The 24,846-nt window shown below is 39.4% G+C and carries 25 protein-coding genes, 2 pseudogenes and 2 riboswitches; of the genes and pseudogenes, 15 read left to right on the forward strand and 12 right to left on the reverse strand.

What is annotated here, in order from left to right; all coding sequences use genetic code 11:
• Nucleotides 1-3: 3 nt before the first annotated feature.
• Together FAR12_RS10555 and FAR12_RS23805 are read right to left on the reverse strand one after the other, a co-directional pair.
• Nucleotides 4-831 carry a DUF1835 domain-containing protein gene (locus tag FAR12_RS10555; RefSeq protein ID WP_126408629.1) on the reverse strand — a complete coding sequence of 276 codons (828 nt, stop codon included), beginning with the start codon at nucleotides 829-831 and terminating at the stop codon, nucleotides 4-6.
• A pseudogene (locus FAR12_RS23805) lies at nucleotides 828-1,361 on the reverse strand (general stress protein). The gene FAR12_RS10555 and the pseudogene FAR12_RS23805 overlap by 4 nt, the downstream one beginning before the upstream one ends.
• A 288-nt stretch (nucleotides 1,362-1,649) precedes the next feature.
• A riboswitch (SAM riboswitch) is annotated at nucleotides 1,650-1,755 on the forward strand.
• A 90-nt stretch (nucleotides 1,756-1,845) separates the two neighbouring features.
• On the opposite strand from FAR12_RS23805, the gene FAR12_RS10565 reads away from it, so the two are divergent.
• The 6 genes from FAR12_RS10565 to FAR12_RS10590 all read left to right on the forward strand — a co-directional run bounded on the left by FAR12_RS10565 (nucleotide 1,846) and on the right by FAR12_RS10590 (nucleotide 6,482).
• On the forward strand, nucleotides 1,846-2,877 hold the full coding sequence (locus FAR12_RS10565; RefSeq protein ID WP_126408630.1) for a methionine ABC transporter ATP-binding protein: 1,032 nt from the start codon (nucleotides 1,846-1,848) through the stop codon (nucleotides 2,875-2,877).
• Nucleotides 2,867-3,517, forward strand: coding sequence for a methionine ABC transporter permease (locus FAR12_RS10570; protein WP_126408631.1), 651 nt, complete (start codon nucleotides 2,867-2,869; stop codon nucleotides 3,515-3,517). The genes FAR12_RS10565 and FAR12_RS10570 overlap by 11 nt, the downstream gene beginning before the upstream one ends.
• Before the next feature lie 16 nt (nucleotides 3,518-3,533).
• Nucleotides 3,534-4,361, forward strand: coding sequence for a MetQ/NlpA family ABC transporter substrate-binding protein (locus tag FAR12_RS10575; protein ID WP_126408632.1), 828 nt, complete (start codon nucleotides 3,534-3,536; stop codon nucleotides 4,359-4,361).
• 60 nt (nucleotides 4,362-4,421) lie between these two features.
• Entirely contained in the window at nucleotides 4,422-5,615 is a 1,194-nt protein-coding gene (locus tag FAR12_RS10580) for a M20 family metallopeptidase (RefSeq protein WP_246010368.1), read from the forward strand.
• A 56-nt stretch (nucleotides 5,616-5,671) separates the two neighbouring features.
• Nucleotides 5,672-5,773: riboswitch (guanidine-I (ykkC/yxkD leader) on the forward strand.
• 53 nt (nucleotides 5,774-5,826) lie between these two features.
• Nucleotides 5,827-6,168, forward strand: a complete 342-nt coding sequence (locus FAR12_RS10585; protein ID WP_126408634.1) for a DMT family transporter — start codon at nucleotides 5,827-5,829, stop codon at nucleotides 6,166-6,168.
• Entirely contained in the window at nucleotides 6,168-6,482 is a 315-nt protein-coding gene (locus FAR12_RS10590) for a DMT family transporter (protein WP_126408635.1), read from the forward strand. The genes FAR12_RS10585 and FAR12_RS10590 overlap by 1 nt, the downstream gene beginning before the upstream one ends.
• Nucleotides 6,483-6,547: 65 nt before the next feature.
• On the opposite strand, the gene FAR12_RS10595 is transcribed toward FAR12_RS10590, so the two are convergent.
• The 4 genes from FAR12_RS10595 to FAR12_RS10610 all read right to left on the reverse strand — a co-directional run bounded on the left by FAR12_RS10595 (nucleotide 6,548) and on the right by FAR12_RS10610 (nucleotide 8,991).
• Entirely contained in the window at nucleotides 6,548-7,453 is a 906-nt protein-coding gene (locus tag FAR12_RS10595; RefSeq protein WP_126408636.1) for a macrolide 2'-phosphotransferase, read from the reverse strand.
• Between the two features lie 11 nt (nucleotides 7,454-7,464).
• The gene (locus FAR12_RS10600) at nucleotides 7,465-8,061 is read right to left on the reverse strand and encodes a TetR/AcrR family transcriptional regulator (RefSeq protein WP_126408637.1); all 597 of its coding nucleotides are present in this window, start codon (nucleotides 8,059-8,061) and stop codon (nucleotides 7,465-7,467) included.
• A 100-nt stretch (nucleotides 8,062-8,161) separates the two neighbouring features.
• Nucleotides 8,162-8,662, reverse strand: coding sequence for a hypothetical protein (locus FAR12_RS10605; RefSeq protein ID WP_246010369.1), 501 nt, complete (start codon nucleotides 8,660-8,662; stop codon nucleotides 8,162-8,164).
• On the reverse strand, nucleotides 8,659-8,991 hold the full coding sequence (locus tag FAR12_RS10610; RefSeq protein ID WP_126408639.1) for a hypothetical protein: 333 nt from the start codon (nucleotides 8,989-8,991) through the stop codon (nucleotides 8,659-8,661). The genes FAR12_RS10605 and FAR12_RS10610 overlap by 4 nt, the downstream gene beginning before the upstream one ends.
• A gap of 268 nt (nucleotides 8,992-9,259) precedes the next feature.
• On the opposite strand from FAR12_RS10610, the gene FAR12_RS10615 reads away from it, so the two are divergent.
• The 5 genes from FAR12_RS10615 (at nucleotide 9,260) to katG (ending at nucleotide 16,370) form a co-directional block, all read left to right on the forward strand.
• Nucleotides 9,260-10,357 carry an amino acid ABC transporter substrate-binding protein gene (locus FAR12_RS10615; protein WP_126408640.1) on the forward strand — a complete coding sequence of 366 codons (1,098 nt, stop codon included), beginning with the start codon at nucleotides 9,260-9,262 and terminating at the stop codon, nucleotides 10,355-10,357.
• 129 nt (nucleotides 10,358-10,486) lie between these two features.
• On the forward strand, nucleotides 10,487-11,653 hold the full coding sequence (locus FAR12_RS10620) for an amino acid ABC transporter permease (protein WP_126408641.1): 1,167 nt from the start codon (nucleotides 10,487-10,489) through the stop codon (nucleotides 11,651-11,653).
• Between the two features lie 10 nt (nucleotides 11,654-11,663).
• Nucleotides 11,664-12,866 (forward strand): amino acid ABC transporter permease, encoded by a 1,203-nt coding sequence (locus tag FAR12_RS10625; protein WP_126408642.1) that lies wholly within the window; start codon nucleotides 11,664-11,666, stop codon nucleotides 12,864-12,866.
• Nucleotides 12,867-12,936: 70 nt separating this feature from the next.
• Nucleotides 12,937-13,659 (forward strand): amino acid ABC transporter ATP-binding protein, encoded by a 723-nt coding sequence (locus FAR12_RS10630; RefSeq protein ID WP_170972170.1) that lies wholly within the window; start codon nucleotides 12,937-12,939, stop codon nucleotides 13,657-13,659.
• 506 nt (nucleotides 13,660-14,165) lie between these two features.
• Nucleotides 14,166-16,370, forward strand: coding sequence for a catalase/peroxidase HPI (gene katG / locus FAR12_RS10635; protein WP_126408644.1), 2,205 nt, complete (start codon nucleotides 14,166-14,168; stop codon nucleotides 16,368-16,370).
• A gap of 157 nt (nucleotides 16,371-16,527) precedes the next feature.
• Here the strand turns inward: katG and FAR12_RS10640 are convergent, their stop codons facing one another.
• On the reverse strand, nucleotides 16,528-16,941 hold the full coding sequence (locus FAR12_RS10640; RefSeq protein ID WP_126408645.1) for a transcriptional regulator: 414 nt from the start codon (nucleotides 16,939-16,941) through the stop codon (nucleotides 16,528-16,530).
• Nucleotides 16,942-17,197: 256 nt separating this feature from the next.
• Here FAR12_RS10640 and FAR12_RS10645 point away from each other — a divergent pair, with 256 nt between their 5' ends.
• The 3 genes and pseudogenes from FAR12_RS10645 to FAR12_RS10650 all read left to right on the forward strand — a co-directional run bounded on the left by FAR12_RS10645 (nucleotide 17,198) and on the right by FAR12_RS10650 (nucleotide 18,387).
• The gene (locus FAR12_RS10645) at nucleotides 17,198-17,524 is read left to right on the forward strand and encodes a hypothetical protein (RefSeq protein WP_126408646.1); all 327 of its coding nucleotides are present in this window, start codon (nucleotides 17,198-17,200) and stop codon (nucleotides 17,522-17,524) included.
• 14 nt (nucleotides 17,525-17,538) lie between these two features.
• Nucleotides 17,539-17,685, forward strand: a pseudogene (locus FAR12_RS23810) (SH3 domain-containing protein); the annotation flags it as partial.
• 27 nt (nucleotides 17,686-17,712) lie between these two features.
• A complete protein-coding gene (locus FAR12_RS10650; RefSeq protein ID WP_246010370.1) occupies nucleotides 17,713-18,387 on the forward strand; it encodes a L,D-transpeptidase family protein in 675 nt (224 codons plus the stop codon).
• A gap of 68 nt (nucleotides 18,388-18,455) precedes the next feature.
• Here FAR12_RS10650 and FAR12_RS10655 read toward each other — a convergent pair whose 3' ends face one another.
• The gene (locus FAR12_RS10655) at nucleotides 18,456-19,613 is read right to left on the reverse strand and encodes an anaerobic sulfatase maturase (protein WP_342772308.1); all 1,158 of its coding nucleotides are present in this window, start codon (nucleotides 19,611-19,613) and stop codon (nucleotides 18,456-18,458) included.
• A 21-nt stretch (nucleotides 19,614-19,634) separates the two neighbouring features.
• Nucleotides 19,635-20,978, reverse strand: a complete 1,344-nt coding sequence (locus FAR12_RS10660) for a sulfatase family protein (RefSeq protein ID WP_126408648.1) — start codon at nucleotides 20,976-20,978, stop codon at nucleotides 19,635-19,637.
• Nucleotides 20,979-21,213: 235 nt separating this feature from the next.
• On the opposite strand from FAR12_RS10660, the gene FAR12_RS10665 reads away from it, so the two are divergent.
• Nucleotides 21,214-22,065, forward strand: coding sequence for an AraC family transcriptional regulator (locus FAR12_RS10665; RefSeq protein ID WP_126408649.1), 852 nt, complete (start codon nucleotides 21,214-21,216; stop codon nucleotides 22,063-22,065).
• 50 nt (nucleotides 22,066-22,115) lie between these two features.
• On the opposite strand, the gene FAR12_RS10670 is transcribed toward FAR12_RS10665, so the two are convergent.
• The 3 genes from FAR12_RS10670 to rlmD all read right to left on the reverse strand — a co-directional run bounded on the left by FAR12_RS10670 (nucleotide 22,116) and on the right by rlmD (nucleotide 24,825).
• Nucleotides 22,116-23,090: a tRNA dihydrouridine synthase gene (locus tag FAR12_RS10670; RefSeq protein WP_126408650.1), complete on the reverse strand. Its 975-nt coding sequence runs from the start codon at nucleotides 23,088-23,090 to the stop codon at nucleotides 22,116-22,118.
• Between the two features lie 23 nt (nucleotides 23,091-23,113).
• The gene (locus FAR12_RS23415; protein WP_170972162.1) at nucleotides 23,114-23,275 is read right to left on the reverse strand and encodes a hypothetical protein; all 162 of its coding nucleotides are present in this window, start codon (nucleotides 23,273-23,275) and stop codon (nucleotides 23,114-23,116) included.
• A 167-nt stretch (nucleotides 23,276-23,442) separates the two neighbouring features.
• Nucleotides 23,443-24,825 (reverse strand): 23S rRNA (uracil(1939)-C(5))-methyltransferase RlmD, encoded by a 1,383-nt coding sequence (gene rlmD / locus FAR12_RS10675; protein WP_126408651.1) that lies wholly within the window; start codon nucleotides 24,823-24,825, stop codon nucleotides 23,443-23,445.
• Between the last annotated feature and the right edge of the window lie 21 nt (nucleotides 24,826-24,846).

Consider the following 24,846-nt stretch of genomic DNA (forward strand, 5'->3'; position numbering starts at 1 on the left):
TTTCTAAACTAGTTTTATGCTGTAGTATCTCATTGCTTCTAAACTACCTTCCTTTACGAAAACGCCCTTTTCAATTAGCTTCCTTAAACGATATTCTAGGAATACATCTCCCACATATTGGTCTAAATAGCCGAGCACCTCTCCAATTAATCTTGCAGATTTCATAAAGTCCTTTGTCTTTTGTTTACTATGTAATTTTTTGGCCTTGCTTATGATAAATTCGTCATAATAATCATCAGGAACACTATGTATTCTCCCATTACGCCAAATCCTTAATGTTTCTTGATTAGCCGACAAAGTTAACCATTCTTTCTCCAGAGCTTCTCGATCATGGTCTGTTAAATATTTTCCATGCCCTTGTTCAAAAATTGATTGAAGCTTTTCAGGGAGAATCTCTCCTGTATTCAATGGTGTATATTTCACTTTTTTCACCTGAAAAAGGTCTTCATATGCTTGTGCCGTATTGACCATGGTGATATCAATATTTTTATCTTTTAGTAGATACACAACAAACCGCAATCCGGTTTGTTCATGTGCGTTCTCAGAAGTCCATATTGTGATATGCGCGCCATCAGGGAGCGTATTTATTTGCTGTATAGTTTTTGTAAATTGTTGTTCAAACTCGTATAATTCACCATTTTCATCTGAAAGACATTTTTTCATCCAATCAAATCTGGATTCTCTCCCCTTTTTCTCATGTAACTCATAGATCTGCCCAATAGAAAATGTATCCCAAAAAGAAATAACTCTTTCCTTTTTATCCAACCCCTTTTCCCTTAAAACCCAACTAAGGCTCCCTGAAGCTAACGCATCAAATAGAATATGGCTCATTTATGCACTTCCCCTTTCAACCGCTCAAAATCTTTTCGGATACATGCTTGTTTGAGTCTTCTTGTCTTTATGAAATATTCAATATCGGAAAAATTATCATATGAAAGTTGAATATGATAATAGTTTATGTACTCAAGTACTGAAAAAACATAAATAAAACATGTCATGGATAACCCTACTATAGGAAGTGACGTAGCCCATAGTAGAAAATCAAGAACAAAAACCATTGGTGTAATAATTATCAATTCAATATTCCATTTTTTCATTATTCTTAAGTACTGAACGAGCCTGCGTGGAGTAACAGAATTATTCTCGTTTTTTAGCCGTTTCCATTATAAATACCAATACATGGTTCCCTGAGTTAGTAGAAACTCTAGTAGAAAAAATGAAAACCAAAAAGAATAAAGGGAATACAATCTTAAATTAGGATAGGCCCTATTTAATAGGAAACTTACAATGATAAAAACAAAAATGGCCATGAACTCTCCAGTATAAAGGTAGGAAAGTCTTCTTTCTATTTTTGATTTCATGTACTCTCCCCCATTTATAAGAACTCGCAATTCCCCCATTTTTCCGTATTGGTTCCACAGGAATAATATACCATTTATATCAATCGTAAAAATAGGTCCATTTTATTAAAAGATAATAATTATTCACACTAGATTTTCGTGAAAAAAGCTTGAAAAGATAAGGATTTTCCATAGTATTCATTTGAATTTAATTATTCTTAAAAGATATTTTTTTCGAAAAAAGTGTTTGACTTACATCAGGATATGAGATAAATTTAGAACCAAGTTAAAAACCGAATACGCAAAACTTTCTTATCAAGAGAGGTTGAGGGACTGGCCCTATGACACCTCGGCAGCGGAATCCTTTGGAGACTGTGCCAAATCCAGCAAGCTAAAAAAGCTTGAAAGATAAGAAGAGAGTCCTTTTATGGTTGCAATTACATGCCCTCTTCTTTCTTTCAAAGAAGAGGGCTTTTTATTTGCCTGAAATTAGGAGATGAAAACCATGATAGAATTTCAGAATTTGAAGAAAGTGTACGAGAGTGGTGGACAACAGGTTCACGCACTCAATGGAATAGACTTAAAAATCAATAAGGGAGAAATATTTGGTGTTATCGGCTTCAGCGGCGCTGGTAAAAGTTCTTTGATTCGCTGCGTGAACTTACTCGAACGGCCAACATCGGGAAAAGTCATTGTCGATGGGCACGAACTTACTTCCCTTTCGGTAAAGGAAGTACGTGAGATTAAGAAAAACATCGGAATGGTTTTCCAGCATTTTAATCTACTAAACTCAAAAACAGTCTTTGCGAATGTGGCAATGCCGCTCACATTAGCAAAACTTCCTAAGGAACAAATCAAAAAGCGTGTTCTCGAGTTACTTGAGTTTGTTGGATTAGAAGATAAAGCAGACAATTATCCAGACCAACTATCTGGTGGACAAAAGCAGCGAATTGGAATCGCCAGAGCCCTAGCGACTCAACCCTCTATCCTACTTTGTGATGAGGCAACCTCTGCATTAGACCCACAGACGACAAGTTCAATTTTACAGCTATTGAAAAAAATCAATAAAGAATACAACATCACGATTTTAATCATCACGCACGAAATGTCCGTGATTCGAGAAATCTGCGACAAAGTAGCGGTTATCGAAGGTGGAGAGATTATCGAAGAAGGCTCCGTATTTGATGTCTTTTCTTCTCCAAAAACACAAACAGCCAAAAACTTTGTTAGCACGGTCATGAATGACCAGCTTCCTGACTCCATCAACGAATTGATTCAGAAACATAAAGGCAAGCAAAAGATTTTCCGAATTAATTTTGTCGGCAACTCTGCTGGTCAGCCTTTGCTCTCAGAATTAGCAAAGAAATTTGATATCGATATCAATGTACTGTTTGGCAATATTACAGAGCTACAGGGTACCCCTTTTGGAAATCTCATTGTTGAGTTCCAAGGAACAGATGAAGAAATCAAAAAAGTACTGGCATATGTCAACGAGAAGAATATCAGCATAAAGGAAGTGATCGCACATGCTAGTTAACTCCGAGCAAATAATTGAAGCCATAATCGAAACCATCCAAATGGTCTCCTTCTCACTCTTATTCTCAGCCATCCTTGGCATTCCATTAGGAATTTTGCTGGTTGTGACAAGAAAGGGACACTTACTTGAGAATGTAGTAATTTTCAATGTACTAAACGGTATTATCAATATCTTCCGTTCTGTCCCGTTCATCATTTTATTGGTGGCGATGATTCCGGTCACGAGATTCATCGTTGGTTCATCTATTGGAACGGCAGCAGCAGTTGTCCCACTTGTCTTTTATGCAGGTCCTTATATTGCAAGATTAGTAGAAAACTCTCTACTAGAGGTCGATCCTGGTGTACTTGAAGCAGCCGAAGCAATGGGTGCAACACCATGGCAAGTTATTTCAAAGTTCCTTTTACCAGAAGCTCTTAGCTCCCTTGTCCTTGCACTTACGATAGCAACAATCGGTCTTGTTGGAGCATCAGCGATGGCAGGGGCAGTTGGTGGCGGCGGAATTGGTGATTTGGCCATCACTTATGGCTACCAACGTTTCGATACGATTACGATGTTCATTACCGTAGCTATTCTGATTGTCATCGTGCAAGGTCTACAATCATTAGGCAATATATTAGCAAAAAAAATTAGAAGAAGATAATTAGGAGGAAAACAACATGAAAAAGCTATTATTATCCATCATTATTTTTGCATTAGCAGCATTTGCAGTCGGATGCTCATCTGACGCAGCAGGTAAAGACACAACAAAAGTGAAATTAGGAATTAGCGGTACAGATACACGCATCTGGGATTTTATCTCTGAAAAAGCTGAAAAAGAAGGCATTGAAATTGAACTGGTCAAATTCTCTGATTACGTCGCTCCAAACACTGCACTGGCAGAAGGCGAATTAGATGTAAATGCATTCCAAACGGTTGCCTACTTTGACGTGTTTATTAAAGAACATAATCTTGACTTAGTGCCAATTGCCACAACCGTTTTAGCACCAATGGGTATTTACTCTGACAAGTACAAAGATGTAAAAGACATTCCTGATGGTTCAAAAATTGCCCTCCCGAATGATGCATCTAACCAAGGACGCGCTCTATTACTTCTTCAAGAAGCAGGGCTAATCGGTTTACCAGAAGACTTCGATCCAAATGGCAATGTGAAACAAGTGACAGATAATCCGCATAACTTTGAGTTTGTTGAAGTCGTACCAGCACAAACACCAAGAGTATTGCCAGATGTTGCTGCTTCTCTAATCAACAACGGAATTGCACAAGATGCGGGGCTTACACCTCTAAAAGATGCTATTTACTATGAAGGCGAAACAGCAACTCCATACATCAATATCATCGCTACAAGAGCAGAAGACAAGGATAACAAAACGCTTAAGCGTATCACAGAGCTTTACCAAGAGGAAGATACGGCTGAATTTATCGAGAAAGAATATGATGGTAATTTAATTCCGACATTTGTTCCATTAGAAAATATCGGTTGGTAATGAATTTTAGAGGTTTTTGCTCCTAGAGCAAAGACCTCTCTATAAATGGAGGAGAAACCAATGACAGCATCATTAAAAGAAACGATTATCGCCAACGTTGAAGATAACAAAGAGTTATATTTAGAAACTAGTCATAAAATCCACGAAAATCCTGAAATCGGTAATGAAGAGTTCTTTGCTTCTTCCCTTCTAACAGAACTCCTTGAAAAAGAAGGCTTTGCATTAGAAAAAGCAGTAGCAGGACATGAAACTTCCTTTGTCGCTCGTAAAAGATCGGATAAGCCGGGCCCATCGATTGCTTTTTTAGCAGAATACGACGCTCTTCCTGGTATTGGCCATGCTTGCGGACATAACATCATTGGAACAACTAGTGTGGCAGCTGCAATCGCATTAAGCAAAGTCCTAGATGAAACTGGCGGTGAGGCAGTTGTGTTTGGTACTCCTGCAGAAGAAGGTGGACCAAACGGCAGTGCAAAAGGAAGCTTTGTCAAACATGGTTTAGTAGAAGGAATCGATGCTGCCCTCATGGTGCATCCAAACAGCGAAACAAGATTGACTAGTCCATCACTAGCTGTTGACCCTCTTGATTTTGAATATATCGGAAAGCCAGCACATGCCGCAGCTTCTCCACACGAAGGCATCAACGCGTTAGATGCGGTCATTCAATTATTTAATGGAATTAATGCTCTTAGACAGCAACTAACAGATGATGTCCGCATCCACGGAATCATTACCCATGGTGGGGATGCACCAAACATTATCCCTGAATATGCAAAAGCGAGATTTTTCATTCGCGCTGCAACGAGAGCAGGCTTGAACGAAGTTACACAAAAGGTAAAAGCGGTCGCAAAAGGTGCAGCATTGGCAACAGGTGCTAAACTAAACATCATCGCTTTCCAAAACGAAGTGGATAATCTCCTTCTTAATAAAAGATATGATGCGATTTTTAAAGAAGTGGTCTCAGAATTAGGAGAAAACGTATTGGAAGACCGAAAAGGAATCGGCTCAACGGATGCAGGAAATATCAGCCAAGTTGTACCAACCATCCACCCTTATATCAAAATTGGTACAAGCGACCTTATTCCACATACAGTTCCATTTAGAGAAGCAGCTGCTTCTTCTAGAGGGGACCAAGCTTTAATTACTGGAGCAAAAGCACTTGCACTGACTGCATTAAGGCTTGTAACAGAACCTAGTACCCTTGAAGAAATCAAAGCTGAATTTCAGGAGAAAAAAGTGGCAGAGGAAAAATGAGTATTTTTAGTATCCCAATAGAAAAAATTCTTATATAATAGAAGCAATTTGATACCTTAAATGTTTTCTAGGGTTCCGCAAAGACTCATCTTTGGTCTGGTCCGAGAGAAAACTCACAGCATCAAGCTGTGTCACGGAGGGATAAAAGCCCGGGAGAAGCTGGATTACCAGTATTCTCTCAGGGCTTTTTTATTTTTTGGAGGTGTTTTCGATGAATCGAAACTGGATAAAGCTAATTTTCGCATCTATTTTGGAAGTGTTCTGGGTGATTGGATTAGCCCACTCACATGACGTATGGACATGGACTGGAACCATTATTGCCCTTATTATCAGCAACTATTTTATGATCACAGTCGGGCAAGTTCTACCTGCAGGAACCGTTTACGCCTTTTTTGTTGGTTTAGGCACGGCAGGTACGGTTATTTCGGAAATTCTTTTCTTTGGAGAAGCTTTTAAATGGGAAAAAATCTTTTTAATTCTTCTATTATTACTTGGTGTTGTCGGCTTGAAATTGGTCACAACCAACAAGTCTGAGGAAGGAGCGAAAATCTAATGGCGTGGTTATCTTTAATTTTGGCAGGATTACTCGAAGCATTTGGAGTTGCGATGATCAATCAATTGCAAGTAAAACGAAACTGGCAAACCATCGTTCTATTAGTGATTGGATTTGGTGCTAGCCTCTTGTTACTTGGTTACTCACTGAGATTTTTACCTATGGGCACAGCTTATGCCATTTGGACAGGAATTGGTGTTGTCGGTGGTACACTGATTGGGATGATTTTTTATGGTGAATCGAAGGACTGGAGAAGATTGTTTTTTATTGCCTTGGTTCTATGTGCTGTCGTGGGATTAAAGCTAGTTTCCTAATTTAAATAGGCTCCCAAATTCAATGGGAGCCTATTATTTAAGATAATCAACTCTCTCAAAAGTTCTCAATCTTTCACCTGCAATGCTTGCATAGCCATTTGCATATACTCATCACTACCAGAAATCATCGCAAATTCTGCAATCCCCACTGGATACGCTGCTTCTACTTCAATAATATGTTCTTTCATTTTTGGCCAAGCATTTCCACCAGCTTCTTTATAAGCTTCAATGAGTAAATCGAGCCCACCTTCTCCAAAAGTCTTATAAAGCACTACAAAATCAGTAGCCACATCGGTTACTTTTGCTTCGGTCCAATCGATCAAACCTGTTACATTTCTGGCTTCATCAATCAGAATATGCCCAGCATGTACATCCCCATGAATGAGACCTGTTTCTTTCGGCCATATTTGATCATTTTTAAGCCATGTCTGCCAGCGATTCCACAATTCATCACCAACACCCACTTTTTCTTTTACAGCATCCATACGTTCCTTCATGGACCTTCTTGCCTCTTCAGCAGTATGAACCGTCAATCCAGCTGCAAGTGCTTTTTCCTGTGGAACATTGTGCAAAACTGCCAGCGCTTTTCCAAGTGTCTTGTAAAAGTTATCTGGCACATTGTTCAGATCGAGCTCCCACACATAATTCTGGATCTCGTGATCAATCGTTCCTGCTGGTACCCCATTTAACTTCTTATAAGCAATCAATTCGTTTGTATAGATCGACCAATTTGGTGCTTGAAAAACAGTGATATTCTCATTCACCAAGTCTAAAGCTTTCTTCTCATCCTTCGTTCTTGGCATAACATCTTCACGTCTAGGAATGCGGAGCACCCATTCATTTTCCTGTTCATCACTTGCGAAAACAGCTCGAAAATCTAAACCAGATTCATTAAATACCAAAGACTCTTCTTTTAAAATTAATCCGTTTTTTGCTGCAATTTCTAAAACTTCATTTTTCGTATTGCTCATTTCATCACTTCCTAATCGTTTTTTGTCAGTTCGTTCGCGACTCCATTAAATAGAATGTCTTGAACTCGTGGATAAATCTCCTCACCTATATCCTTTTTATGAATCATCATCGCTAAAGAAGCTCGAATCACACCAGCAATGACTTCAACATCTTCATCTATTAAATGCTTTTGATTTTTCTCGATAAATTCCATTAATGGAACAATACTTCTCAACGTCTTCGTTGCCGAAAACTCTGGACCTATCTTCCGAGACACCAGGTTATATTCTTCAAGATTGGTAATCAGTCTTTGTGTTAAGACATTGGATTCCAACGCAGCAGACATTTCCTGAAGGTAGACTTTTATTGCTTCATGCAAATCCTTTGCTTGTTCCACCATTGGCCAAATTCTTCTTTCTATTTCTTCTCCTTCTAAAACTAATAATTCTAAGTAAAGCTTTTCCTTTGACTCGAAGAAGACATAGAAACTACTTTTAGCAATCGAGACTGAAGAGGTTATTTCTTCAATCGATGTATTTTTTAATCCTTTTGCAATAAAGCACTGATGTGCAGCAATTATCATATCTTGCTTAATGCTTTCCTTTTCTGCATCCGTAAACTTTGGCATTGAAACATCACCTCTCACAAACATAAAAACAATTTGTTGATTTGTTTTTATAATAAAAAAAACGAATCCAACTGTCAAGGAAACGTTCCGTCCTAATTCATCAAATAATCCATCCATTTTTGGAGAAATCTACAACCCAGATAATACCCATACATATAATCCACAATAATAAAGGCACTGCCAGACTTAACAAAGCCAGGCTCCATTTGTGATTGACTTTCTTTTTCACAAAAAATTGATCTACAACGAAATATATAATAGAAGCAAGTAAACTAAACCAAAACAAGACCGAACCAAAGAGCAAATGGAACAATGCTGAGACATAGATTTCTAGTTTCTTAAGCTTTCCTCTCGAAATCAAGCCCGCAAGGAAATCACTGATTATAGAAGTTGCAGATCCATATACCAAAATAACTGGAAAACTATATAAAAGATAAACTGGTATCATCGAAACAACGCCCCACAAATACTCTCGAATTGTGTCCGCATCTTCACCTGCGAAGCTCGGAAACACTAGCCCACAAAGTATTGCAAAAAAGGTACCTGCTATTGAAGCAGAAATGATTTTTCTTGATAATAATGAAGAAATCGTTCCGTTCATATCCATCCCCCAAATTGACTAAATTCTTTTATTTCCACAAAGTCTTCTTCTCTAATCTCCCCTTTTTCCGGGACCAAAAGAGATTGAAATTGAGCGAATAAATCTTGGATCTCTGCGTGTTCATTGATGAGCCCAATGCTCTTTTTATACTCTGCTTCATCTTTATACCTCGAGATTTCTACCCATTTTGTTTCATCTTCGTTGCTTCGAAAATAGATGGTGTTGATCTGCAAATATCTACTATATATTTCAAATGATTGTTCTTGTATATGAAGATACTCTTCTACTTTGTCTGGCCGTATATGGTATTGATACATTTTGACAAACATACTCCCACCTCGTATTTCCAATATTTTCTTAATTATAACATGTTGCTTCAACTGGCATCCCAAATCATAACTTGTCAGATTTTCTAACGTGAATATTCAGAATTTTTTAATAATGATATTGAATCAATTAGGAAAATAGGTATAATTAGTAACATAATATGTTATATAAATTGACATTTCTGAAATATCAGAACTTCTATGTCATTTATCATAACATACATAATAAATTGGTATCCCTCATTGGATACCAATAATAAGGGGGAAAAGAATGAAGAAGAAGTCATCGTTATGGTTAGTTAGCTTGTTATTGGTTTTTGTCTTGGCATTAGTTGGGTGTACAAAGGATGAAGAAGCTGGTACGGAGAAAACAGATGATTCAACTACTGACACGACAGCAACCGATACTGCATCCGCAACATCTGTTATGGAAACAGTGTTAAGTCGAGGAAAATTAGTTGCAGGGATTAATGATGCATTACCCGGTTTTGGTTATGTTGGAACAGATGGAAAAAACGCTGGTTTCGATATTGATTTTGCAAAAGCAATCGCAGCTGGTGTCCTTGGGGATGCAGAGGCTGTGGAATATCGCCCATTATCCGCTCAAGAACGTTTTACTGCCGTACAAACGGGAGAAGTCGATGTGTTAGTGAGGAATACAACCTGGACAACCAACCGCGATTCTGAAGTCGGATTAAATTTTGCCCCAGTTACCTTCTATGATGGTCAGGGTATCATGGTGCCAGCTGATAGCGGCATTAATAGTTTAGAAGATTTAGAAGGAACTCGTATCGGGGTTGAAACGGGTACGACTACCGAGTTGAACTTAGCCGACCAAATGCGTGCACGTGGAATTAACTTTGAGGCGGTTGTATTTGATAGTGCCGATGCTGTTGTTGCTGCCTATGAAGCTGGCAGTATCGATGCATGGACAACCGACAAATCGGGATTAGTATCACGCCAATCCATTATGGCTGACCCAGCTGCACACAAAATCTTATCTGAAACAATTTCCAAAGAACCTTTAGCCCCTGCTGTTAAAGGTGGAGATGATAAGTGGTTCGATGCGGTCACTTGGATTGTGTTCGCGACAATTCAAGCAGAAGAGTTCGGCATCACTTCAGAAAATGTAGATGACTTTTTAGATGACGAGAACCCAGATATTAAACGTTTACTTGGAACTGAAGGAAATCTTGGAGAACAGCTTGGATTACCTGCTGATTTCGGCTACCAAGTGATCAAGCAAGTTGGAAACTATGGAGAAATTTATGATCGTCACCTTGGTCCAGATACAGTCTTCAAGCTCGATCGTGGACTAAACGACCTTTATACAAATGGTGGGTTATTGTACGCTGCTCCATTCCGTTAAAAGCGAAAAGCTGCAGCTAGACAATTCCCAAAGTTAAATTTACTTACTCTATACTAAAGAAACAAGGTCTGCTTTTGGGAGGCTTCTTCTCAATAGCAGACCTATTTTTTAAAAAAGAGGTGACAAAACATGAAGAAAGCTGTTACAACACCTTTTTGGCGTGATAAAAGGATTGTCCCTATCCTCTTACAAGTCCTGTTTTCAGCATTGGTGTTAATTGCGGGGTATTACTTTATTACAAATGCTATTTCAGGGCTTCAACAAATAGGAATTAAATTGGGATTTGATTTTTTAAAGAACACAGCTGGATTTACCATATCTGAATCGATGATTGATTTTCAACCAACAGATACCTATGGGAAAGCCCTTCTTGTTGGGATCATCAATACATTGCGGATTGCCTTTTTCGGAATCATCCTTACAAGCATCATTGGTTTGTTTGTTGGAATTGCAAAGCTATCAAATAACTGGCTTTTAAGTAAATTGGCAACCGTTTATATCGAAATATTTCGTAACACCCCTCTTCTTGTACAAATTTTCATTTGGTTTTTTGCAGTCTTCCTTCCGCTTCCAAAAATTCAAGAGGCAGTAACACTAGGTCCCATCTATTTATCTAATCGCGGGATTGCCATTCCTTGGTTTGAAACACATTCAAACACCGTTTTTTGGATCGTTACGATTGTATTGGGGCTCATCCTTGCTTATCTATTGGCGAAGGTCCTGATGAAAATGGAAATGGAGTCTGGAAAAAGGAGATATCCTTTTATGTCGGCAATTGGTGTATTTGCCGCAATCATCATTTTCTCCATTATTTTCACAGGATCCGGCCCTATTACCATTCACACCCCTGCAGTAGAAGGACGAGGCTTTGTCGGGGGCTACACTTTATCCCCTGGATATTCGGCCATCTTAATTGGTCTAGTGATTTATACGTCTACCTATATCGCTGAAATCATTCGTGCAGGAATCTTGGGTGTTCCAAAGGGTCAAATTGAAGCAGCCAAAGCATTAGGCTTAAAAAATTCAACAACATTACGCTTAGTTATTTTTCCGCAAGCGATTCGGATCATCATCCCTCCTTTAACGAGCCAATACTTGAACTTAGTAAAAAATTCAAGTTTAGCCGTCGCAGTCGGGTTTCAAGATATCGTCAGTGTTGGTGGAACGGTGATGAACCAAACAGGAAGAGCTGTAGAATCCATCGTGATTATGATTGCCTTCTATTTAATATTTAGTTTAATCACCTCAGGTTTAATGAATCTCTTCAATCGAAAAGTCCAGTTGGTGGAAAGGTAGGTGATGAGAGATGGAAGAGATTAGTTTTGAAACAAATAAGGAGCCAGACATTTTATTGCCTCCAAAGACACAATCAAGAGCTCTCAGATGGCTGAGGGAAAATCTTTTTAGCAGTTGGTTCAATGCACTTTTAACAATTGCTTCAGCACTTGTTGCAGGATACATCCTATTTCATACAATTCAATTCATTTTTACAGCGGATTGGTCAGTCATCTCTGTCAATTTCCGCCTACTCATGATTGGACAATTTCCTATTGAAGAGGTATGGCGCATTTGGACAGCGTTTGGTCTAATGACTGTTTTACTCGGTTTGTCATGGGGACTTTGGAAAGGTTCCATGGCACACGTTGCGGTCTCCATTTTAGCCATTATGGTAGTCATGCTAGTAATGCCGTTTATTCAAATGAATACAAGGTTGATTCTTGGAGCAAATATCGTTCTTCTATTCCTTACCTTTTTTGTCGGTACAAAGTTGCCGAAGATAAAAGTGCCGGTACTTCTAGTATGGCTACTATTCATCCCGGTCACGATTTTCATCTTAAATGGATTCGGGGTATTTGAACCTGTATCATCGAATATTTGGGGTGGCTTTTTACTAACCATGTTAATCGCAAGTGTTTCGATCGTAGTTTCTTTCCCTATCGGCTTGTTACTGGCTCTCGGAAGAAGAAGTACACTCCCGGTTGTAAAATATTTTTGTGTGATTTACATCGAGTTTATTCGTGGCATTCCGCTTATCACCGTTCTATTCATTGGGCAATTAATGATTCCTCTATTTTTAGGAAATGGCATTGAAATAAGCAATGTCATGCGAGCAATGATCGGGATGACCCTCTTCAGTGCCGCTTATTTAGCCGAAAATATTCGTGGTGGGCTGCAGTCGATTCCAAGAGGACAGTATGAAGCTGCTCAAAGCTTAGGTTTGAGCAAAGCCCATATGATGAGCTTCGTCATTTTACCACAGGCATTAAAGGCAGTAATTCCGGCTTGTGTCGGACAATTTATATCCATCTTTAAGGATACATCCTTAGTCGCCATTGTAGGATTAACCGATCTACTAGGGATGGGACAAAAGCTAGTCGCGAACCCGGAGTTTCTCGGGAAACAGATGGAAGTTTTTCTATTTGTCGGGTTCATTTACTTTATCTTCTGTTTTTTAATGGCACATGTGAGTCGTCGCTTAGAAGTGACACTAGGAGTTGGCGAAAGATAAGGAGGAATAACAGATGGAGAGTCTCTTTGCAGTGGAACGATTGTCCACGCCTCTTGAAGAGCGTGATGACATGATCACGGTAAAAGGATTAAATAAATGGTTTGGAGATTTGCATGTCCTCAAAAATGTGGATCTTACCGTAAAGCAAGGTGAAGTCGTCGTTATTTTGGGCCCATCTGGCTCTGGAAAATCGACTTTTATCCGCACACTCAACGCACTTGAAGAATTTCAGACTGGCGAGATTGTTGTTGATGGAATCAGTTTAACAAATGATTTGAAAAATATTGAAGAGATTCGGATGGAAACCGGAATGGTCTTTCAATCTTTTAATCTCTTCCCTCATATGACGATTTTAAAGAATATCTCTCTTGCCCCCATTTGGGTCCGTAAATGGAAAAAGCAAAGGGCAGAACAAATTGCATTAGAACTATTAGAACGAGTTGGGATTCCTGAACAAGCCCATAAATTCCCGGGACAATTATCAGGTGGCCAGCAGCAGCGGGTGGCTATTGCCAGAGCCTTAGCAATGAGGCCAAAAATCATGCTGTTTGACGAACCTACCTCCGCTCTCGATCCAGAAATGGTTAAAGAAGTGCTTGATGTGATGAAGACTCTAGCTGAGTCAGGTATGACGATGCTCGTTGTCACGCATGAAATGGGCTTTGCGCGCCAGGTCGCCGACCGAATTGTTCTATTTGATTACGGCGAAATAATCGAAGAAGGTCCCCCAGAACAAATCTTTGATCATCCACAGCATGATCGAACGAAGCTGTTCTTATCGCAGATACTTTAAATAGATACAAATGAAGGCATGCTTTTTCCAATGAGAGAAAGCATGCTTTCTCTCTGCTTGCTTAAATTTAGGAATAATCGTTTTCCTTGCCTAATATCATTGATTTTCATTATAATGAGAATGAGAACTGGACTGTACAAGGTAATCTTCTACTAAAACTTAATCATTTTTCCCGTTCCTCATTCTTCAAAAATATTACTAGCCTTTAACATTCACTTTAAAAAGTTTGTTTTTACTGGTCTTTCTATGGTTCTGGTATTTTTTCAGACTTATATCACTCTCTCTCCTTCAAAATTCATAATATTGTGCTTCTTTTATCAACATTTCACGTTCCCCAAGTGTTAAAATAAAATTATTATCAATTAGACTATATTTCTTTCATTTTTCTTCATTCTTTATTATAATAATTACATATTAAGAATAATTATAATTCTAGTTGTTTGAGTTTTCTCCAACTAGAAGCGTAATTATTAACTAATAAATGTTTACTGAGGAGGAAAAATATTATGGATACTAAAGACATCCAAGGTTGCCCATTTCATGGTGGTGCGACTAGTGCAAAAACTAGTGGTACGACAAATAAAGACTGGTGGCCAAATGCATTAAACTTAAACATTCTACGTCAGCATGATAAAAAATCTAACCCTATGGGGGAAGACTTTGACTATCTAGAAGAATTTAAGAAACTAGACTACGATGCTCTTAAGCAGGATCTAAAAGTCCTAATGAAGGACAGTCAAGATTGGTGGCCAGCTGACTACGGTCATTATGGACCATTCTTTATTCGTATGTCTTGGCATGCTGCAGGTACATACCGTACTGGTGATGGCCGCGGAGGTGGCAACAGTGGTAACCAACGTTTTGCTCCTCTTAATAGCTGGCCAGATAACGCTAGCCTTGATAAAGCACGTCGCCTACTATGGCCAATCAAACAAAAATATGGTAACAAAATCTCTTGGGCAGACTTACTTGTATTAGCAGGTACTGTTGCAATTGAAGACATGGGCTTAAAAACTGTTGGTTTTGGTGCAGGTCGCCCAGACGTTTGGCATCCAGAAGAAGATATTTACTGGGGTAAAGAAACAGAATGGTTAGGGGATAATCGTTACACAGGTGAACGTGACCTTGAAAATCCACTTGCTGCCGTTCAAATGGGTCTTATCTATGTAAACCCAGAAGGTCCAAACGGAAAGCCAGATCCAATCGCAGCTGCTCACGACATTCGTGAAACATTCGCACGTATGGGAATGAACGATGAAGAAACTGTTGCCCTTATTGCGGGTGGACATACATTTGGTAAAGCTCACGGTGCTGGAGATGCCTCTCAAGTAGGTCCTGAACCAGAAGCTGCTCCTCTTGAAGCACAAGGATTAGGTTGGATAAGCTCTCATGGTACTGGTAAAGGCCGTGACACAATCACGAGTGGTCTTGAAGGTTCTTGGACAGCTAACCCTACACAATGGGATAATGGCTACTTTGATTTATTATTCGGATATGAATGGTGGCTAACAAAGAGTCCAGCGGGTGCATATCAATGGCAGGCTGTTGATCCTGCTGAGAAAGACCTTGCACCGGATGCAGAGGATCCATCTGTTAAAGTTCCAACAGTCATGTTTACAACTGACCTTGCATTACGTCATGATCCAGCTTACGAAAAAATTTCTCGTCGTTTCCATGAGAATCCAGAAGAGTTTGCAGATGCATTTGCTCGTGCATGGTTCAAATTAACCCACCGCGACATGGGTCCTAAAGCAAGATACTATGGTCCAGAAGTTCCAGAAGAGGACTTCATCTGGCAAGATCCAGTACCAGCTGGTAATTATGATCTAAGTGAAGATGAAGTAGCTAAGATTAAGACATTAATTCTAGACTCTGAACTTACAATCAGTGAACTTGTGACAACTGCTTGGGCTTCAGCAAGCACATTCCGCGGATCTGATATGCGTGGAGGAGCTAACGGTTCTCGCATCCGTCTCGAGCCACAAAAGAACTGGGAAGTAAATCAGCCAGAACAACTTGAAAAAGTTCTTGCTGTATTAGAAGGTATTCAAAGTCATTTAGATAACAAAGTTAGCTTGGCTGACTTGATTGTACTTGGTGGTACTGCTGCAGTTGAAAAAGCTGCTAAAGAAGCTGGCTTTGATGTAACAGTTCCATTTGCTCCTGGACGTGGCGATGCTACACAAGAGCAAACAGATGTTGAAAGCTTTGCAGTACTTGAGCCAGTAGCTGATGGTTTCCGTAACTATCAGAAGAAGCAATTTAGTGTAAGCTCAGCAGAATTACTAATCGACAAGGCACAGCTTTTAGGTCTAACTGCACCAGAAATGACTGTCCTTATCGGTGGTCTACGTGTTCTAGGTACAAACTACGGTGGTACTGCTCATGGTGTATTCACTGACCGTGTTGGAGCACTTACAAACGACTTCTTCGTTAACTTGCTTGACATGGGTGTAGCTTGGGCCCCTGTAGGTGGAGATGTGTTTGAAGCTCACGATCGTAAGACTGGAAAAGTAGTTCGTACAGCTACTGGAGTTGACCTAGTATTTGGTTCAAACTCCATCCTACGTGCGATTGCCGAAGTTTATGCTCAAGATGATAATAAAGAGAAGTTTGTAAATGACTTCATCGCTGCATGGGTTAAAGTTATGAATGCAGATCGTTTCGACCTTAAGCGTCAAGAACTTAAAGAAGGTCAATTAGCAAAATAAGATAGATTAATAGAAACCGCCGTCAGCTTAATGAACGGCGGTTTCTATTTTGTCTACACCAGTTTTCAAAAAAGAGGTGTAGACCTATCTGAAGATCGACACCTCTTTTAAATTCCAATATCCCTCTTTCAGAAGTCAATTAAAAGCGTATGTAACCTTAAATAAGATTATCATCCTTTAGTCTTACCATGCACTTCATGTCTTCATTCCCGACATACCATTCGACACAATAGCCATTTGGATCAATGTCAGAATAGGAAATAAGCTCATCAAATACTTTCGTAATCTTTTGGAGATCATTTTTATAATTCGGGACCGTGATGGTTCTGTATTTTCCTTTTTTAATAATAAGAGATTCACAATTAATATCTTTCTCTTGTTCAAATTGTTCTGCGGCTGCCCTATAAACAATCAACCCATTTTCTGGTCTTGATAGACCAAAGTATCTTCTTTCTTTTGAATATGGAATAATCTCGTGAAGTCTCTCATGAGCCGCCTCAATACCTTCTGGAAAGGATACTGCAGTTACATATAACACTTTAATATCTTGTTCAATAACGACCGTTTCCATTTGTCCAACCTCCTTGACATAAAAATTCACTCTAGGAAATAAGGATAACAAAATTTAAGTCAATCTACCCGACTTTAAGTGCACGATAATGTAGAACGAAAAAACGACCTCTACATAATTCCCTATTTATTGGGTTCTATTTACACTGGTTCAATTTACCATTGAATAGAATAGAATATTTTTGATATAAAGGGCGTAGCATTACCAAAAATCGGAAAGTTGTACAACTTTACAACAGGAAGGGACAAACGCACAAATGAAAAACACCAAGAAAAAACTATTAATTGGTTTCTCTACTATTCTGGTAGTCGCAGCATTGGGATTTGGTTTACTTCAAATTGTCACAAACAACGGTTCAGAAGTAGCCTCAACTCATCAGACAAATGCGACAGAAAAAACTGATGCAAAGAAAGACGGAGTCAAAAAGTACGATAAAGTTGAAGCCAAGAAGGAAGAACCAAAAGAAGAAGGCGTTGAAGAAAAAGGGGTGAACCTGATGATGCCAAAGAAGAAGCAAAAACTACTACTGCAGAACAAAAAACAGAATCTCAAACTCCTGCAACTAAGGCTATTGAGCCTGTAACCAAATATATAAATATTAGTTCATTAAATGTTCGAAGCGGTCCAGGTACAAATCATGCTGTTCTCACCAGTGTTTCGCAAGGTCAAGCTGTTACCATTACTGAGCTAAGTGACTCTTGGAGCAAGGTCAATGTAAATGGAAAAACAGGTTGGGTTTCCAGCAAATATCTATCAGTTTCAAAACCGGTTGTGAAATCTGTTGAAGCTCCAAAACAGTCTACAACTACTTCAAGTACACCATCTAATACTGCTCCAAATACAGCTCCTCAAAACGATGCTGATAAATTGAAATCAATAAGTGGAAATAGCCAACTTATTCTTGTTACAGCAAATGGGACTAGTACAAGGAATGCAACGATCCAAACGTTCGAGAAAGACGGAAACGGAAAATGGAACCGTGTAATGAATGTTTCAGGTTTTATTGGAAAGAATGGATTTGGTAAAACCAAAGAAGGCGATGGTAAATCACCAATTGGAAAATTCTCCATTGGTACAGCCTTTGGGCAAAATGGGAATCCTGGAACGAAACTACCTTGGAGAAATATCACCTCAGATGATGTTTGGGTGGATGATTCTAGCTCTCCTCTGTACAACACTTGGCAGTCAAGAAGTGCCACTCAAGGTCAATGGACAAGCGCAGAAGATATGACTCACAGACTATATGTATACGGGTTTGTTATCAATTACAACACAGCTCGTACGCCAAACAAAGGAAGTGCGATTTTTTTCCACACTGGAAGTAGCTATACATTAGGTTGTGTTGCTACATCACAATCAAATGTAGTCTCAATTTTAAAATGGTTAGATCCTGCGAAAAGTCCAGTCATCATTATGACTCCTACACAACAGTTAGCAAATTACTAAGTCTCGTTGAAAGCCCGCCTTTGCGGGCTTTTTGCATTTTCCAGACAAACCTTCATTTTCACATTACCTTACCAGTTAGCTCTAACCCTCTCCGCAAGTTGTACCATCCGCTCATGAGCATACTCATAGATTTGTAGATAACTCTGACAGAAGTAATCCCTGTCGTGCGTTTCAGATTCCTCATCTATGGCTCTATTTCTTGGACAACCACCGTAACATAAACTTAAATAGGGACAGCTTCTACATTTTTCTGGTAAATCTGGCTTCATCCCCTGGAACTTTGAAAACTTCTCATGATTAAGAATATCCATTAAGAAGTCCGTTCCTACATTCCCAAGTTTATAATCCTCACTTATGTAAAAATCACACGGGTATGCATCCCCGTTTTGTTCTAAAATTAACGTTTTAGGACATGATGGACGATGAGTACATAGCTCAGCCTCACTCCCTAAATAGACACTAGCCATATTATCGAAAAAACGAATCGACATTTTAGGATGACCATCGTTGTACCAAATATCAAAAGCCTCACATAAAAAATCTCCATATTCTTCGGGAGTAATCAAATACTTTCCTGGTTTATCAGTTTCCTGTGAGCAAAAGTCCATACATGGAATAAATTGAACATAGGAAAAGCCCTCTTCTTCATAGAACTCCATCAGCTCTTTTGCTTTTCCAACATTATTTTCGTGAATAACCGTTAAAATATTAAAATCAACCTGATGTTTCCGTAAATAATTGATTCCCTTCATAATCCGGTCAAAGCTACCAAAGCCAGACCCAGTTACCCTTCTTGCATCATTGATTTGCTTGGGTCCATCTAGACTTACGCCAATTAAGAAATGATAGTGTTTGAAGAATTGAGCCCACTCGTCATTTAGTAATGTGGCATTTGTTTGCAGCGCATTACTTATCATCGTATTTTTAGGAGCATATTGAGCTTGAAGACGAACGACCTCTTTAAAAAAATCAATACCTGCAAGTAGAGGTTCACCTCCCTGCCAAGCAAAGGAGGCAAATCCATTTGTAATCGCCATATATTCTTTGATAAATTTTTCTAGAATGCTAGAATCGATTCGCTCTATTCTATCTGGCTGACCACCACACCGACTATAGTAACAGTAATCACAGGCTAAATTACATGCTTCTGATACGGTTTTCCACATCACGCTGAGATTACTTATTGGATTACTTATTGAATTACTTGATATACAGTCTACTGTCACAAATTCCACTCCTAATTAAAATTAGACTACTTCGGGTTCATAGGATGCTTTTACCTCAGAATGCAGTAATCTTTCCCGTTTGGTTGGTAGATTATCACGTTCATCGTCTGCTACTCGAGCATGAAGCATCAACTCAAATAACTTACTGCGCAACTCTAATGCCTCTGGTTTATGATATAAATTATTTAATTCCTGAGGGTCCTCATTTAAGTCATACAACTCTCCATCTTTAAAATGGGAGTTATACCAGAGCTTATAGTCTTTCGTTCGAATTCCCATCGTGCCATGGCCATCAGCGAGAGTAACATAATCTCTTACAGGCAATCCTTCTTTAATAGACGGAACTAATGAATGCCCCGGTAACCTGGCATCAGGATTAAGCCCCATTAATTCAAAAAGTGTCGGTACAAAGTCAATACTGGAAGCAAGAGTATCAACCGTTTCACCCGCTTTGTATCCATCTGGGAATCGGATCATAAAAGGGACTCGAACCTCGGATTCATAGGCCGTTGCAGCCTTATTAAAAATTCCGTGTTCACCAAGTAATTCCCCATGGTCAGCAGCAAATACAATGAGGGTATTCTCTAATAGATTTTTTTCCTTCAACTTGTCTGTGATCATCCCTAGACAGTCATCAACCATCTTAAGTAAACAATAATGCCCTGCAATCCCTTTCTTCATCATTTCATCCGTAATCTCACCGAATTTACTTCTAAATAGATCGTATCGTCTACGATACGCTTCGGATTTTGTCTCGTATTCTTCTTGCTTCCTGTTTTCCGGTAGTGAGACATCCTCTGGTTTACAATAATCCAAGTATTTCTCTGGCATCACATATGGTTCATGTGGAGCATGGAACCCTATGAACAAAGCAAAAGGGTCTTCATCAACATTCAATCTTTCTAGAGCGTCGCAGGCACGTCTCGCTACATGAATATCAAAATAGTTTTCTTCTTGCTCTGGCGTAGCGGCAGGTTCAAAATGATTCCAGCCATCTTGATCACCAAATGATTTTCCCACCGGAACCTGAATATGAAAACTACCAGCATGGATCATATGTGTTTTACCTACAGATACACATCTATATCCATAATCCCTTAACAACGACATCCAAGTCGTCTCACCTTCCGTACTAAATTTAACATTACCACTTACCCCTATTTTCCATGGATGTCTTCCTGTTAAAAATGTATGTCTAGATGGCACACATGGAGATGCGGCCGTAAAAAAATTTCCAAAAGTAACAGATTCACTTCGAAGCTGTTCCATATGTGGATAATTGGCATACGGCTGCCGTTCGGGTCCGATAGAATCTTCTCGTTGTTGGTCAGTCATGATAAAAATAACATTCATATTCTTCTTCACTTTCACCACTCCTTTTTCACTTCAACTATTTATCATTCATTTTAATGGAACGTGACCATGGGAAGAATATCAAAATGTTCGGTGAAGGGTTGTCAATTTGTTGTCTTTTCTTTTTAGCAATTAATTGCTAAACCAATTATTTTCTAAGATATAATGATTGTAGTAAGCGTTTTTATAAAAAGTATTTATTTGATAGTTTGTTAGATTCTAGCTTTGATGAATAGGAGGGTCACTAGTGCAGGAATTTTCCCATGAATACGCATATCATTGGTTTTTTTACCCGACTTCAATAGAAAAAGGAGGGGGGATTTGGCCGATTCGATCTGGTTGCAACGTGGCAAAACCGAATTTTAAAATTGGTCCGCGCATCATCAATTACTATAGCTTGCATTTTGTTTTAGGTGGAGAAGGAGAAATCACTCTTGGAGAATCAAAAAATCGGCTCAGATCCGGAGATTTGTTTTGCCTTTTTCCAAATCAAACACACCAATACATAACAGATCCTGACAATTCATTAGAATTATTTTGGCTGGCTATTGATGGAAAACAGGCTTCTTCCCTTTTAAATCGAATTGGTTTAACAGAGCACTCCTATCATATTCCAGATTTCATTACTATAGAAATTACAAACGTTATAGATGAACTCATTAAACAATTCAAAGAAATGGGAAAGGACGATGAGTTCATTCGACTCAGTTTAATCTATAAACTGTTCCATAGTCTTTCCATCCGAGCAAAGGAAAAGAACCTGACTCCGATAACGAGTGGGAAATGGATTCAACTGAGCAAACAATATATGGATATGCACTTTGCAGACGGTATAACAGTGAATGACGTTGCGAAATACATCGGTATTCACCGTTCACATTTTACCACTAGATTCACATCCGAAATTGGCGTTAGCCCAAGTCACTATCTATTAGCTTTAAAAATGAAAAAAGCTTCAGCCATGATTTCAGATCGTTCATTCACGATTACAGAAATCGCCTTTTCCCTTGGATATTCCGACCTGTATTCCTTTTCAAAAGTTTTTAAAAAATATACAGGTGTTTCGCCAAAACAATTTTTGGCGAAAAAAAAGGGCTGACATGAGTCGGGTTCGATCCGCGTTCATGTCAGCCTTTTCCTTATACCATACTACTCTTCCGCACTTTCTTTCCCAAAACTATCAAGCATAGCACGCACTTCGTCCGTTGACTTTGTGCTCATCAATTGATTTCTCAATTCTCCTGCTCCTCGAAATCCTTTTACATAGATCTTGAAAAAGCGATGCAGAGCAGTGAATGGACGTGGCTCTAACTCTTGTGAATATTTATCATGGAGATCGAGATGCAATCTTAACAGATTAAGCAGTTCCTCACTACCATGTTCTTTCGGTTCTTTTTCAAAGGCAAATGGATTTTTAAAAATACCACGGCCTATCATAACTCCATCAACACCATATTGTTCCACAAGCTTTAAGCCCATTTCACGATCAAGAATATCCCCATTGATCGTCAAAAGTGTATCTGGCGCTATCTCGTCACGGAGTTTCTTAATCTCCGGAATCAGCTCCCAATGCGCATCTACTTGGCTCATTTCCTTTCTAGTACGCAAATGAATAGAAAGGTTCGCGATATCCTGTTTCAATATATGGGTCAGCCATTCCTTCCACTCGCCAACTTCCGTGTAACCAAGTCTTGTTTTTACGCTTACAGGCAATCCTCCTGCTTTTGCCGCTTGGACGATTTCAGCAGCGACTTCTGGACGTAGGATAAGGCCGCTCCCCTTCCCTTTGGATGTCACATTAGGGACTGGACAGCCCATATTAATATCGATGCCCTTATATCCAAGCTCCGCCATACCAATACTCATTTGCCGAAAATATTCGGGCTTATCCCCCCATATATGTGCCACAATCGGTTGTTCATCTTCTGTAAAAAGTAAACGCCCACGCACACTTCGGTTTCCCTCAGGATGGCAATAACTCTCCGTGTTTGCGAACTCTGTAAAAAACACATCCGGTCGACCTGCTTTACTTACTACATGGCGAAATACAACATCCGTCACATCTTCCATTGGTGCAAGTACAAAAAACGGTCGTGGCAATTCACGCCAAAAATTCTCTATCACTTCAAACTCAAATCCTCTCGTTCCTATTTCTGTACATCACTAAAAATCTCTTCCGATTTTACCACACTCAAACCCGCATTGCACCGTTCGCTGTCATAATAAAGTTTTCCGAAATCACCTGTTTTTCCCGCTCTTTTCCTTCGTTTTCTCACTTTCCCACGCTCTTTTTTCACGCTTTTTCCCACTCTTTTCCTCCAGTTAGAATAAAGTTTACCGAGTCCACAAAAAACAAAAAGGCTTATCCCGTAAGGGATAGCCCTATGTTTCTCATGCTTTTTTACGAAATCTTTTTTCTCACTCGAAGGAGAAATCGGAAAGGATTATTATGACGTAAGAAAGAATTATTGATTAGTTACAATTTCAATACTAACTTCGTCACTACTTCTACGTGCGCCGTCTGTGGAAACATATCGACTGGCTGCATGAATTCAACCTTGTATTTTGGTGACAATACGGCGATATCCTTCGCCAAAGTTGATGGGTTACATGATACGTATACTACTTTTTTCGGTTTCACCTGTAAAATGGTTTTCAGTAATTGCTGGTCAAGCCCTGTACGTGGCGGGTCAACAATAACCACATCCGGCTTCCAGCCTTCCTTCGCCCATTTCGGCATGACCTCTTCTGTTTTTCCAACCTCATATTTAGCATGCTTAATCCCATGACGAGCCGCATTTTTCTTAGCATCTTCAATCGATTCACGAATGACATCCATACCGCGAATTTCACCAGCTTTATCAGCCACCCACAAACCAATCGTACCGACACCACAATAAGCATCGACAACCTTTTCCGTTCCTGTTAATCCTGCTGAGTCCTTAACCTCATTATAGAGTCTGATTGTTTGCTCAGGGTTCAATTGGAAAAATGTTCGCGCAGAAAGCTCAAATTGCAAATCACCCAGCGTCTCCTGGATAAAATCGTTTCCTTCTAATGTGACCGATTCATCGCCAAAAATAAGTGACGTTTTCTGTCCATTGACGTTTTGCACAATCGACTTCACTTCAGGAACGTGAGTCTTAATCTTCTCAACAAGAATATTCTTTTTCGGCAATTCTTTTTGTGAGGTAATTAAAACGATTTGCAGTTCGCCAGTCTGGATCCCAACTCTCGCTACAATTGTCCGAACAATGCCTTTTCTCGTTTTTTCATTATAAATCGAAATATTGAGTTCCTGTAAAATTCGTTTGACTGCTTCAGTCGCTTTATTTGTTAATGGATGTTGAACCGCACATTGCTGAATATTGATCAGCTTGTGCGAATTGATTCCATACAAGCCAGCTAACACTTGACCATCACGGCTTCCAACCTGGAACTGACTCTTATTACGATAATTCCACGGGTCTTCCATTCCAATCGTTTCTCGAATTTCTAGCGCATCCACTTTTAACTTCGTATGTCGTTCCAGAGACTGAATGACAATATCTCGTTTCTCTCTTAGCTGCTGGTCATAGCGCAAATGCTGAAGCTGGCAACCTCCACACTCCTCATACACCGGACACGGCGGCTGAACTCGGTATTCTGACTTCTTGCGGATTTTTTTAATCTTTCCTTCCGCAAATTTCGGATGAACCTTTGTTGCTTCTACTACGACTTCTTCCCCCGGCAGAGCACCTGGTACAAAGACTACCTGCTTTTTAAAATAACCGACACCTTCCCCATTGATCCCTAGTCGCTTGATCGTTAAAGGAAAGGTTTGCTTCAGTTCGATTTTCACTGTTTGTTCTTTTTTCATGATGCTTCACTCCATCTATTC

The sequence above is a fragment of the Bacillus yapensis genome (assembly GCF_005280205.1).
GTDB lineage: Bacteria > Bacillota > Bacilli > Bacillales > Cytobacillaceae > Robertmurraya > Robertmurraya yapensis.